This window comes from Marinococcus sp. LNSP9103-4, assembly GCF_056034345.1.
Map to the genome: position 1 here is coordinate 1 of NZ_JBQLIA010000009.1, position 13,121 is coordinate 13,121.

The window sequence follows — 13,121 nt, forward strand, 5'->3', positions numbered from 1 at the left end:
ACGGCGACCTGCATGCGAACGGCAAGGACGGCGTGGAGTTCTACACCCGCAAGAAAATGGTCACCGCCCGCTGGTAATAATATTCTGAGAGTAACCCCCTATTCAAGTGGGGTTACTCTTTTTTTATTGAAAGGAATCAAAGGTTATATGGCAAGAATTTTAGTAACTTATATGTTGGAAGAATACGCTGATTTAAAAACATTTATTTAATAATCAAGAAATTTTCATTTATCGTTAAGTTCCTTCTATAAAATAGAATGACTGTTCATTTAGTCAAATCATTCGTAGATTTTAATAGCTATAGTAGCTTGGTATAAACGAAAGGCAGGATGGTCGCCTTTTCATCATATGAAATCCCCCCTCCAGGAAGCGTTATCGCTTCCTGGAGGGGGGATTGAAAAAACAGGGAACGAGGGCAAATCACTCGTTCATGACGACGAATCCCGTGCCTGGTACAAATAATAGTCAATATTGATGTTAATGTTGGCTAACAATGCTTCCATGTCAGCTTGAATTTGTTTTATTTCTTCCGTTTCAGGTAAGCGCTGGGAAATAGAATTCAGATTGACCAATGACGCATGAAGGTGAATCAATGGGGAGGAGAGCACCTCGTGGGCCAATTGTTGAGTCGCTTCCTGCTCTTCCATGATTTTGATCTCCTTAATGATCTTAGGCACCAGGTTCGGTTTCTCGGAGGGATGACGAGCCAGAATGGTCAGCTGTTCGAGCCACTCGTTTACTTTGCTCTTGTATTCTCTCAATTGTTGAAGGGGAGTGTTCATGTTTGTCTCCTTTGTCAAAAGAAATGGTGGTTGAGATTACACGATGGGACTGCCAGCATGTGATCAAACAAGCTCGGTTTTTAGCGACTGCAGCACTATAGCTGTTAATCCAGGAGTCATCGTTCGTAGCTGCTCCACGTCATATATGCCGGCATAGTATTGCACAATCAGTCCGTCGACGGTCGCAACTACTAAAGAAGCTCCGTAAGACGTGTGAAGCATAGGATACTCCCTGGCTTGATCCAAGTCTGCCAGTTTGGTTTGAAGGCACTGAACCATGTATTGAAAGGATCGGCTAAATGTCGCCGGATCCATGGTTTGATCCGAATAGTCCCGGAGGACTAATTGAATGTCTGCAAAATTTTGATCATTATACGTCCAGGAATCATACAAGAATTGTTCAATGAAATGTTTTACAGTGGTACTTTGGTTGTTATCGATGGCTTTGACATAATCGTGCTCGAGTTGCTGCAGGATATGCTCACTATCACGAGGCTGATCGTTAAAGCTCATAAAAGCCCTCCTTGCTCGTTGCTTATTGTTGTTGCCCGCTCTGAAATGGGCGTCAATGACTTTTGAAGCTTGTTTCTTTTTTGAAATAAACAAAAGACAGAATCTAACGGGCTACAGTCACCACTGTTCGGCCACGGCTCTGGCCTTCGAGGATAGCGGATAAAGCCGATGGGAGTTCCTGAAAAGAAATCTCCCGGCTCATCGCCTCGAGTGCTTCTGGCTTTAAATCGGTAGCCAGACGGTGCCATAAATGCTCCCGAAGCTTGTTGGAACAATAGACGGAATCGATACCGAGCAAATTAACGCTCCGGAGAATAAAAGGAAACACGGTCGTAGGAACGTTAGCACCGCCGGTGAGGCCGCTGACAGCTACACTACCCCCATACATGGTATTGCTTAAAATGGAAGCTAGGGTACGTCCACCTACTGCGTCCACAGCCCCGGCCCATTGTTGAGTGCCCAGGGAACGAATCTTTTCCGGGGCCACGTCCTCTCGGGATAAAATGTTCTGAGCTCCCAACTGCCGGAGATAAGCATGTTCGGACGTTTTCCCGGTGCTAGCGGTCACCTGATAGTGTTTTTTAGCAAGCATTGCGATAGCCATACTGCCGACTCCACCCGTAGCCCCGGTGACTAATACGTTTCCTGATTCAGGAGTAAGGCCGTTGTTTTCCAACTGGTAAATGGATAAAGCGGCGGTAAAACCAGCGGTACCAAGCGTCATGGCTTCCTTCAGCGTGAGATTGTCTGGAGCCGGGACGATCCAGTCCCCAGGGACGCTGGCATACTCACTATAACCACCGTGGTGAGAGACGCCTAATCCATACCCGGTCACAATCACCCGGTCATCGATCTGATAACGCTTGTCCTCCGAAGAAACCACTGTTCCAGCGAGGTCCACACCTGGAATGAGGGGATAAGATTGAGCGACCTTTCCTTCCGGATGAGCGGCAAGGCCATCCTTATAATTGACACTGGAATAATGCACGCGTATAGTGACGTCTTCTTGGGGAAGATCGACAAGAGATAAATTTTCTAATTGACTGGTAAAGTGATCATCTGTTTGGTTGACCATAAGTGCCTGAAACTGGGTTGTCATGGAAAAACTCCTTTCAACAATCAAGTATGAATTGATATTAGTATAACCAAAATTATACTGACTGGTCAATTTAATTTGTCCGGATAATATAAAAATTTGGTTTCGGTCATGTTCCTTTAGTACAATAAGAAAAAAAGCAATGGAGGTAGTTGCCGGTTATGGCCCTAAAAGCAGAACAACGAAAAAAGCAACTGTTGAAAGCGGCGTTTCAAGCGGCGTTTGAGCATGGATATGAATCGGTAACCCTACAGGACATCGCCGATGAAGCAAGCGTGAGTAAAGGAGTGATCAATTATTACTTTCAAAACAAGGCCGATGTTTTTGCGCAATTATTTTCATGGCTGACAACGAAAATTTATGAAAAGGAAGCCGCTTCGGTGGAAAATAAACCTACGGCGGTAGAAAAACTGGAGGCATATATCAACCAGGTATTTATCAGCCCGGAAGAAAACAAAGCCTTTTACCGGGTATACCTGGATTTTTTGACCCAAATAAAGCATGACGCACGATATCAGGAAATTAACCAGCAATTTTATGAGAACTGCTGGTCGCTTGGAAGAAATATCATTAATCAGGGACAGCAAGAAGGAGCATTTGACGTAGAGGATGTGGAACAGTCAGCCATTACGCTCCGCTGTATGATCGACGGGAGCTTGATTCAATGGTTGATGCGGGATGATGATGATTTGCATGGATATTACCGGAAACTTTGTTGGGATGCGATTCTCCGCATGTTAAAAGCCCAATGAACCATGTTAAATATCACTGGAGCGAGGTCCCCTAATAATTTTTACCTCAATTGATTAAATAGTGAAGCTATTAATTATATGCGTAGGTCGCTTGGCCAAAAATTGTTTGCAGGCTTTTTTAGCGGGGTGTTGCCCGAGATGAAGTTGAGAATGTTATGAAAAAACTGAAAAATAATCCAAAACTTCATAAATAATTCCATAAAGATAGATAGAAAAAGACAGCCTAAAGCATGAGCGTTTAGGCTGTCTTTCTTATATTCATCATTCTATAGAAGTATTGCTTATCTTTTGTCTCGCATTAAAAAGCAATATATCGACCGCTAGGAAAATCGCGGACCTTTGTCAGAGTGACGCAAAAGCCGATCGTATCTATGCAAGGGTGCTTCCCGAGCGATTGATAAGTGGGTAACGTTGGGATTATCCCAAGTTCCCGAAGCATGATGGTGGAGTTGGGAACCAGCACTTATCATCTACCGGAACAAGAATCGTTTTATTATGAAGCCCACGTGGAGCATCGGTTTATAAACCAAAGCGATGCCCAAGAAGCCCAATACCTATTGGTCATCCATTCCACCTAACCAATACCGGTCTTGAAAAGAACCATGCATCCAATAAAAGCAACGAGCTTCCTTGAGGACTAAGGAAGCTCGTTAATAGTGGAAAACTGCTGATAATCGTCATTATGTTGATAGATACTGATTATTGTATCCAGTTTATTACCAACACGTTAAGTGGATATAATATTAAATTTTTTGATTATTTGTTTTATGATTTCAATGGAGCAAAGAATCATTTGTTTTATAACTAAAATTTTTCGTATTTATGAATATCAAGAAGCTTAAACTTTCTCCTTTCTACAGGTATAAGGATCGAAAGCAACATAGGGAAGATTCTTTTCAACCTCGAGAAAAAGAAAGCAAGTTCGACAAATGGCCAATAGGAATTTTTATGGTTTACGGCACCACTTCAATAATTTTCGACTACGAATTAGCATTTATTGAAGAATTATTTCCATGAATTACCTATAAATTTTTTCGACGACGAAGAAATTTAGAATTCTAAAAGAAGCATTTTTTCCAGCAGAAATGCTTCTTTTCATGTTTGAAGACTATACTTTTTTCGTACAGCTCATTTTGACGGGATTAAGGCCTCACATGCTTCAGGCTGAAGGTATAAAACACGGCCACCAACAACTCCTCGGCCATATCCAAGGCGGCAGGATCATAGGTCACTTCGTGATGGGTTAACGACGGGTTCTGGATCTTCATGGTGGCTAATACGTTTTCCTGAGCTTTTAGCACAAAGATTTTATGCTCCGTATCATTTTTAATAACGGACTCGTTCCCGTTGTAACGGATCGTTAGCCGCATATAGGTATTCATGGTTGAGGTGTTTGTCATGGTAGCGACTTGTTCTTGATGCTTTCCGTAGACAATTTTCCATCTGTCTCGCGCCTGTTCCACTTGTTTGGCATAAGCGAGAAAGTTGTTTTGCTTATCGAATACATGAACATTTTCCACAATAATACTCCATACGGCAGTTTGCGAGGCGAGGGTATTCCCACACAGTAATGGCCTGGAGCGAGGAACTGTCGGTCCGAGCATTTTATCTACACGTCGCCGATGAAGCCATCTATTACTTTGCTGTTGCTATTCCTGCGTCACAGCCTCGAATAGCCAAACTTTGGACGCTGGAACATTGCCTAATGCTTAAACCACTTATGACATCGTTGATTTGTCCAATTCCATAGGAGAGTCTATTGCTATATGAAAGCGTTTACTTTTTTTGTATACAATGATAAAATTACACTTGTAAGATAAAGGTAAATAAGGGGGTATATATATATGGTGAAATTTTAGCAGAATAAATACATATGGAGGTTAAGACATGGATATTATTTCTTACAAGGATTTAAAAAACATTGTTAACACTGGAGATACTATTTCCATCGCAGCCTTATCTGTCGGAAATTTACCAGCAGAAATATTAAAAAAAATAGTTGATGAGTACGATGATACTGGAGGTCCGGATAATCTTACGTTTATTATCGCAAATGATATAAGTGATTACGAGGACGGAATTGATCTTGATGCTTTCGTTAAGCGGGGCATGGTCAGACGGTTAATAACGAGTTTGCTTACAGCTTCACCAGCTACTATTGATGCGATTAAAAATAATGCCATTGAGACGTACTTTTTACCCCAGGGGATTCTCGCAGTACAATATCGAAACCAATCCTTTTCTTCGCCCGGTATGATTACAAAAATAGGTTTAAATACGAGCGTCGACCCTAGAAACTCGGGGGGAAAGGCGAATGATATTACCACCGGGGATTTAGTTTCTGTATTAGAAATCAAGGGAGAAGAATATTTACATTATGACTTCCCTGACATTAATGTAGCTTTTTTACGTGGAACTTATGCTGACGAAAAAGGGAATATTTTTATGACTCATGAGTCCCATTTAGGAGAAGGATATAGTGTAGCGGCTGCAGCCCATAAAAATGGTGGTAAGGTGATTGTTCAGGTTAAAGAAATTGTTCCAGGCGGCAGTTTTCCGCCCCAAGACGTGTTTATACCCGGTGAACTTGTGGATTACGTTGTTATAAATGAAAACCCCAACTATCATAAGCAGGTGATGCAAACTTATTATGACCCTGCTTTATCAGGCCACTACCGGGTGAGTGAGATACAGGAGCAGCCTATGAAGCTTAGCTCCCGTAAAATTATTTTAAGACGGGCTGCCCAGTTTTTAAGCGAAGGGGATGTAGTCAGTATTGGTTTTGGTATAAATAATGAGCTGCCAAATGTATTGATAGAAGAACAAGCGGAGGATTTGGTTCAGCTTAATATTGATACCGGCATATTCGGAGGAATTATCGGCAGCAAGGACCGCTTTGGAATGAACTATAACCTGGACGCGAGAATGCGCCATGAGCTGACATGGGATTTTATATACAATGGCGGCCATGATATAGCCTATCTCAGTTTTGCGGAAATCGATCGGTTTGGAAATGTAAATGTCTCCTGTTTTGGTAATAAAATGAGCGGAAGTGGCGGGTTTATAGATATAAGTCAAACTGTGAAGACGATTATTTTTTCGGGAACCCTGGCTGCGGGCAGCCAATCTTCTTGTGAAAATAACCAGTTGATCATTGAGGAAGAAGGTCACTCGCATAAATTTGTAAATACTGTACAAAGTATGGATTTCAACGCAGCATATTCGAGAGAACTGAATCAACAGGTTTTTTATGTGACTGAACGTGCTGTATTCCAATTGGTGAATGAAGGCTTAAAATTAATTGAAATCAGTCCGGGGTTAGATTTGCAAAAGGATGTTCTATCAAAGATGGATTTTGACCCTATTATTTCTGACGAGTTGAAAATTACGGACCAAACTATTTATCAAAATGATTGGGGGGAATTGAAGCAATCGATCCAACGTCGGAATCATATTGATAAAGGAGAAGATAAATATGAATTATGATTGGATTAAAACAAGATCAGATTTTGACAGAGTAAAAGCAGCGGTTATTGATCCGGGCAAGGGTACAGAATGGTCGTATCAGGATTTAAACATCCGTGCAGAGAATCTAGCGAATTATTTGCAGGATCAGGGAGTAAAACGCGGGGATGTAATCGGTATATTCGCACCAAATGATGTTGCGATACTGGATGTGCTGTTCGCCTCCTTTAAACTGGGTGCCGTTTTCCTTCCTATTAATTGGCGGCTGAAATCTGTAGAGATTGAAAGCATTATTTCGGATTCTAATGCCAGACTGATTTTTTACGCCTCCAATCATCTGGAGTCCCTGAGAGGAATCCCCCAGGAGCTAATCCATATGGATGTCGATTCGTCGGAATATGATGACATTGTTAACCCTGACAGCCACCGCCCATTTAAGAGTGTCGATGTAGAAAGCGACGACCTTGCATCTTTAATATATACGAGCGGGACAACAGGATTACCAAAAGGGGTTATGTTCACCTACGAGTCGTTTGTTAATAACATGATCAATACCGCATTGACGTATAAAACACATGCCGGTTACACAACGATTGTATCTACTCCAATGTTTCATGTACTGGGATTTAATGATTTGTCGCTGCCGTTATTAATGGCTGGCGGAACATTGATTCTGCATCGCTATTTTGACGGGAAGGAATTAAATGATCTGATGGTAAAATACCAGCCCGATTATTTAATGCTCATACCAACTATGTATTACGGAATGCTGGCAGCTGGCAATCTTGATATTCAGGGCTTCAAAAATATTGAGTTCTTAATACAGGGTGGCTCTTCACCGCTTCCAGCTGTACAGAAAAAATTTGAAAGTATGGGGTACACATTAGTCAATGGCTACGGTTTAACTGAAGCTCCACTTGTTATGGTTAATACACCTCATAACGCAATGAAAAAACCGATGAGTATTGGCAAACCTGTCATGTATATGAATGTGCGTCTGCTGGATGAAAATCATAACGATGTTGAAACTGGTGAAATTGGAGAATTGGCCATCCACGGTAAAAACGTTACACCAGGCTATTGGAACAAGCCGGAAGAAACAGAAAAATCATTTGCAGGCAGGTATTTCTTAACAGGCGATTTAGCCAGGCAGGATGAAGACGGAGATATCTTTATCATTAACCGGAAAAAGGAACTCATTATTACCGGGGGTGAAAATGTTCTGCCTTCCGAAGTGGAAGGTGTACTATCAGAGCACCCGCTTGTGAGGCAAACGGTAGTAGTGGGATATGAAAGTCCGGAATTTGGAGAATCTGTTTCTGCAGTAGTGCAATTGAAGGAGGACGATCCGGATTTCGAAGCTAAACTGGACAAACATGTGAGAGAGCACCTGGCAGGCTACAAAATACCGCGGATGTATTTGAAAATTAAAGATATACCATTAAACTCTACCGCGAAACCTGACAGATTAGAATTACAAAAAATGGCGAATCAAAAAGCACAGGAGGAAAATCAAGAAAACGAATTACTTTAAGCGACTTTTTGAAAGCGCTATCAGAATATACTGGAGGCTATACTATGGCTGAAAAACAAGCACTGATAAAAGAATTATATCCTGAAGATTTATTAAATATTTCTAAAGAATTAACTGAAGGAGAAGTACAGTTTTTAAAACAACTCAATGATCTGCTCGAAGATAAATACCGGGATTCAATTAATGATCACTGGGCTAATGCAACAGTGCCTGAAGACTTTTTTAATGATATGGGTAAATTGAATTATTTCAATAACCCATTGCTGTTTGAAGGGCGGGAGGGCGAACGGACTGCGAGTCAGCTGTTTCAGTTTTTCATGCTATATACAGTGGCAAGGTTTGATGTTTCCTTAGTTACTTTGATGGGCGTGCATCAAGGTTTAGGACACAATGCGTTCCTGTTTGGCGGAAGTAAAGAACAAGTGGCGTACTATGTGCCCAAATTACAATCTCACGAACTGAGGACCTGCTTTGCTTTAACTGAACCTGAACATGGATCGGATGTAGCTGGAGGTTTAGCAACGACGGCTAAGCGTGAGGGTGATAAATGGGTAATAAACGGTGTGAAAAAATGGATAGGCGGTGCCACTCTTTCGGATGTCATACCAGTTTTTGCTACAGATGTGGAGACAGGTAAACCAAAGGGATTTATCATTAAGCCTGACCAGGATGGCGTAGATATAGATATCATTGAAAATAAAATCGCTTTAAGAATTGTCCCAAATGCTAATATTCACTTAAACAACGTTGTCGTCCAAGAAGAAGACAGGCTGCAAAATATTAACGGCTTCAAAGACATTGCGAAAGTGCTGTACTCCACACGTGCTGGTGTGGCCCATATGGCGACAGGAGCGATAGCCGGGACCCTGCGGGCAACTCTGGATTATGTGACCGAACGTAAACAATTCGGCAAGGAACTTAGCAAATACCAGTTAATTCAGGAGAAGCTGGCAATGATACAGGGAAACCTATCTCATGCAATGAGCCTGTCTGCACAGCTTGCCCGGATGCAGGGGAACGGAGAATATGATGAAGTGGCAACCTCAACCGCAAAAATGATGAACGCCTTAAGATTAAGGGAGTCTGTTGCAATGGGACGGGGGATTACAGGAGGCAACGGTATTCTTGCCGAATATGATATCGCTAGATTCTTCTCTGATGCCGAAGCCATTTACACCTACGAGGGAACTCATGAAATTAATGCTTTAGTTATTGGGAGAGCATTAACAGGGGACTCTGCGTTTATCTGATTGCAGGGAATGGCTAAATAAATTTCAGAAATATGGAGGTTATTTCATGACGATGAGAAAAGCAACCGTTTTAGGAGCGGGGTTAATGGGCAGCCAAATTGCTGCCCTTCTGGTAAATGCAGGTTTAAAAGTAAAGCTGCTGGACATGGCAGTTGATGAAAATGATCCAAACAAGATTTCAAAAAAATCCTATGATATGATTACCGATCCGAAACGGCCGCAATTATTTGACTTAGATTTTGCCTCTAATCTGACCTATGGCAACTTTACAGAGGATTTGTCTGAGCAGGATGACTCGGATATTTTTATTGAAGCTGTAAAAGAAGAATTGGAGATAAAGCATAGCATTTGGAACCAGGTGAGAAGCGTTGCTAAAGATAAGGCCTTATTTGCAACAAACACCTCTGGTATCCCAATAAAGGCAATATCCCAAGTGTTTGAGGAGACAGAGCAGAAAAGATTTTTCGGCATGCACTTCTTCAACCCGCCCCGTATTATGAAGCTGGTAGAAGTGATTCCGGGTCCTAATACGTCCTCTGAAGTAACAAACAAAGTCCAGGCTTTTGCTGAAGATGTACTGGGTAAAGGTGTAATTATCGCAAATGACGTTCCCGCATTTGTTGCTAACCGGATCGGGACACAGACGATGAATGATGTTATGTATCGTGCAGAAGAAGAAGGCCTGTCCATTACGGAAGTCGATGCACTGACGGGACGGGGTATCGGAAGGCCAAGCCTGGGAACGTATGGGCTCGTTGATTTGGTAGGGCTGGATATTGCAACAACTGTGATAAAGGGCCTTCAGCAGGTTCCAGAAGAAAAAGAATTTTTCCATAATACACGTACGGCAGAAAAACTGCTGGAGAATGGCGCATTGGGCAGGAAAACCAAGCAGGGTTTTTATAAGAAAGAAAGGAAATCACTCCTTGTTTTTGATCATGAAAGCAATGAATATGTAAAACCCGAACAACCCGATTTTGAGCTGCTGAACAGCTTCAGTAAAGACCTGGAAGCAAATATGGATAAAATCTTTAATGCTGAGGATGAAGCGGGCAGGTTCTTATGGGAAACCCTTAGAAACAATTTCTACTATAGTGCGCTGAATGTGCCGAAAGCGGCACCGGACTTTAAAGATATAGACCGGGCCATGGTATGGGGGTTCAACTGGAAAAAAGGGCCTTTTCAGCTGTGGGACCTGATGGGATTCAAACGCGTCAAGGAACGCATGCAACGGGAGCTGGGGGCATTACCGGAATGGATAGAAAAACGCAGTACACCATTTTATGCTGAAGGTGAGTCGATAGAGCGTGTAACTCCGGTGTCAGCGTTTACAGAGCGTGAACTATGGAACAGGGAAGACTCCAGTCTTTTTGTTGCAAATAGTGATCAGCTGCTGCTCAAACTACAAAGTACGAATAATATTATTACCGACGGCTTTGCTGATGATTTAATTGAATCTATCGATCTTTTGGAAAATGAGGATTACTCGAGCATGGTCATCTATGCAGAAGGAAACAATTTCAGTGTCGGTGCCAACCTATATCTGATGAAAAAAGCACATGAAGAAAACACAGTGGAAGAAACGGTGGGGCCTGCAATTGAAAAACTGCACAAGAGCTTCAACCGTCTTAAATATGCGATTAAACCAGTCGTGACAGCTGTTCATGGCAAAGCTTTAGGCGGAGGCTGTGAATTGGTTCTTCATTCACCTGTTGTAGTAGCTGCAAGTGAAACGTACATGGGACTTGTGGAAGCGGGGGTAGGACTGCTTCCTAGCGGTGGCGGCCTTGCCGAAATGGCGGACCGGATTCTTGGCACAACCCATAAGCACAATGATAAACAAGAATCGATGACGAAAGCACTGACTAATGTAGGTTTCGCAAAAGTATCAACGAATGCTTATGAAGCGCTCAGGTACGGTTATCTAAGAGAAACCGATTCCATTATATTAAATACAGAGAAAAGAGTGGAAATAGCATTAAACCGGGCACGGTTTGAAGCGGAGACAAATTATGTTCCCCAGCCGAAGTTGAAATACTTTGCTTTAGGAAGAGATTATAAAGCACTCGCTCAAGGCCAATTGGATGCCCAGCGTGTCGGAAACTTCATTAGCGATCATGATTATACAATCACTTTGAGTGTTGCCGATGTTTTATCCGGAGGAGATCTTCCGCGTAACACCTATATTGATCAAAGATACGTTCAAAAACTTGAAAAACAGAAATTCTTAAAGCTGTTACAAAACGAAAAAACGTACGATCGGATTACTCATATGCTGGCTACAGGCGAGCCTTTACGAAATTAAAAATGGTGGCAGCAGAGAAAGGGTGAAAGTCAGTGCAAGATGCATATATAGTAGCTTATGGACGTTCTGCTTCAGCTAAAGGAAAGTTAAATGGTGCTATGGCTCACGAGAGACCTGATGAAGTTGCAGCACAGGTACTAAAAGGGGTGCTGGATAGGGTAGATGGTCAATTCCATCCAGACATGGTACAGGATGTTATCGTTGGTAATGCTTTTCCTGAAGGCCTGCAGGGACAAAACATCGCACGTTCGATTGCGTTGCTTGCCGGGCTGTCGGAAGACGTTCCGGCCCAGACTGTGAACCGTTATTGTTCTTCAGGGCTTCAAACAATCGCGATGGCGGCTAATCAGATCGTGTCTGGCCAGGCAGATATCATAGCGGCCGGCGGGGTCGAACTGATGAGTGCCGTTCCGATGGGGGGAAATGAGCCGGTCAACAGTCCAATACTCCAGGAGGAAGAGGCCGGAGTATCCTACCCAATGGGGCTGACGGCCGAGATGGTAGCCGAAAAATATAACGTTTCACGGGAAGATCAGGATGCTTATGCAGTGCAAAGTCATCAGCGTGCTAAAAATGCCCAGGATTCAAGAAAGTTCGATGACGAGATTATTCCCGTCAATGTAAGTAAGGTCACGTACAATAATGACGGCCCAGTAGTAACAAAAGATATATTTGATACGGACGAACTGGTGCGCCCTGATACCAATATGGAGGATTTAGCGAAGCTGCCCACTGTATTCAAAGCCGATGGGACAGTAACAGCCGGTTCATCTGCCCCGCTTACAGATGGCTCAGGTTTTGTAGTTGTAATGTCAGGAGACAAAGTTAAAGAATTAGGCGTCACACCGATTGCACGATTCGTGGGCTTCAAGGCAGCGGGTGTTGATCCAAAAATCATGGGGATTGGTCCGGCTTATGCAATTCCGGATGTGTTAAAATTAACTGACCTAACAGTTGATGATATGGATTTAATCGAACTAAATGAAGCATTTGCAGCACAAACGGTTGCCTCTATCAGACAGACAGGGTTAGATATGACTAAAACGAATGTTAATGGAGGCGCCATCTCATTAGGCCACCCTCTCGGGGCATCAGGAGCAATGCTGACTGCAAAACTACTTTCTGAAATGAAAAAAAGACCAGATTCCAAGTATGGCATGGTAACCATGTGCATTGGTGGAGGTATGGGAGCCGCAGGGATATTTGAATACATCAGATAGTTAACTCCGAAGTTTTAATGTGTTAGTTATCTTTGTCCGCCTAAATAATTAACAGGTATCCGTAAATAACCAAGGGGCTGTCCTATTTTTGGGACATCCCCACTTTTGTTTACACGCTGACTGGAGCATTGGGAGAAAATAAATTGCTTAATTATAGAAAAAATTTAGGGAGGGGAACATGAAGGTATTAAGACTGGCTTACAA

Annotated in this window: 11 protein-coding genes; 7 read left to right on the plus strand and 4 right to left on the minus strand. The window is 42.6% G+C overall.

What is annotated here, in order from left to right:
• The coding region (locus tag ACTRXG_RS07965; RefSeq protein WP_474284542.1) for a hypothetical protein at positions 1-210 on the plus strand (210 nt) is incomplete at its 5' end.
• Positions 211-428: 218 nt separating this feature from the next.
• Here the strand turns inward: ACTRXG_RS07965 and ACTRXG_RS07970 are convergent.
• The 3 genes from ACTRXG_RS07970 to ACTRXG_RS07980 all read right to left on the minus strand — a co-directional run bounded on the left by ACTRXG_RS07970 (position 429) and on the right by ACTRXG_RS07980 (position 2,394).
• The gene (locus tag ACTRXG_RS07970; protein WP_474284543.1) at positions 429-782 is read right to left on the minus strand and encodes a hypothetical protein; all 354 of its coding nucleotides are present in this window, start codon (positions 780-782) and stop codon (positions 429-431) included.
• 63 nt (positions 783-845) lie between these two features.
• On the minus strand, positions 846-1,295 hold the full coding sequence (locus ACTRXG_RS07975; RefSeq protein ID WP_474284544.1) for a hypothetical protein: 450 nt from the start codon (positions 1,293-1,295) through the stop codon (positions 846-848).
• Between the two features lie 103 nt (positions 1,296-1,398).
• On the minus strand, positions 1,399-2,394 hold the full coding sequence (locus ACTRXG_RS07980) for an acrylyl-CoA reductase family protein (protein ID WP_474284545.1): 996 nt from the start codon (positions 2,392-2,394) through the stop codon (positions 1,399-1,401).
• A gap of 158 nt (positions 2,395-2,552) precedes the next feature.
• Between ACTRXG_RS07980 and ACTRXG_RS07985 the strand changes: the two genes are divergently transcribed.
• Positions 2,553-3,143 carry a TetR/AcrR family transcriptional regulator gene (locus ACTRXG_RS07985; RefSeq protein WP_474284546.1) on the plus strand — a complete coding sequence of 197 codons (591 nt, stop codon included), beginning with the start codon at positions 2,553-2,555 and terminating at the stop codon, positions 3,141-3,143.
• A gap of 1,142 nt (positions 3,144-4,285) precedes the next feature.
• On the opposite strand, the gene ACTRXG_RS07990 is transcribed toward ACTRXG_RS07985, so the two are convergent.
• Positions 4,286-4,663 (minus strand): tubby C-terminal domain-like protein, encoded by a 378-nt coding sequence (locus ACTRXG_RS07990; RefSeq protein ID WP_474284547.1) that lies wholly within the window; start codon positions 4,661-4,663, stop codon positions 4,286-4,288.
• A 367-nt stretch (positions 4,664-5,030) separates the two neighbouring features.
• Here ACTRXG_RS07990 and fadX point away from each other — a divergent pair, with 367 nt between their 5' ends.
• Genes fadX through ACTRXG_RS08015 form a run of 5 tightly spaced genes read left to right on the plus strand, consistent with a single transcriptional unit; the run spans position 5,031 to position 12,917 of the window.
• A complete protein-coding gene (gene fadX, locus ACTRXG_RS07995) occupies positions 5,031-6,629 on the plus strand; it encodes a fatty acid degradation protein FadX (protein WP_474284548.1) in 1,599 nt (532 codons plus the stop codon).
• The gene (gene fadD, locus ACTRXG_RS08000; RefSeq protein ID WP_474284549.1) at positions 6,619-8,142 is read left to right on the plus strand and encodes a long-chain-fatty-acid--CoA ligase FadD; all 1,524 of its coding nucleotides are present in this window, start codon (positions 6,619-6,621) and stop codon (positions 8,140-8,142) included. Before fadX ends, fadD begins: the two co-directional genes overlap by 11 nt.
• A gap of 44 nt (positions 8,143-8,186) precedes the next feature.
• Positions 8,187-9,392, plus strand: coding sequence for an acyl-CoA dehydrogenase FadE (gene fadE, locus ACTRXG_RS08005; protein WP_474284550.1), 1,206 nt, complete (start codon positions 8,187-8,189; stop codon positions 9,390-9,392).
• A gap of 46 nt (positions 9,393-9,438) precedes the next feature.
• Positions 9,439-11,697, plus strand: a complete 2,259-nt coding sequence (gene fadB, locus ACTRXG_RS08010) for a 3-hydroxyacyl-CoA dehydrogenase/crotonase FadB (protein ID WP_474284551.1) — start codon at positions 9,439-9,441, stop codon at positions 11,695-11,697.
• A 32-nt stretch (positions 11,698-11,729) separates the two neighbouring features.
• On the plus strand, positions 11,730-12,917 hold the full coding sequence (locus tag ACTRXG_RS08015) for a thiolase family protein (protein WP_474284552.1): 1,188 nt from the start codon (positions 11,730-11,732) through the stop codon (positions 12,915-12,917).
• The last annotated feature ends 204 nt before the right edge of the window (positions 12,918-13,121 follow it).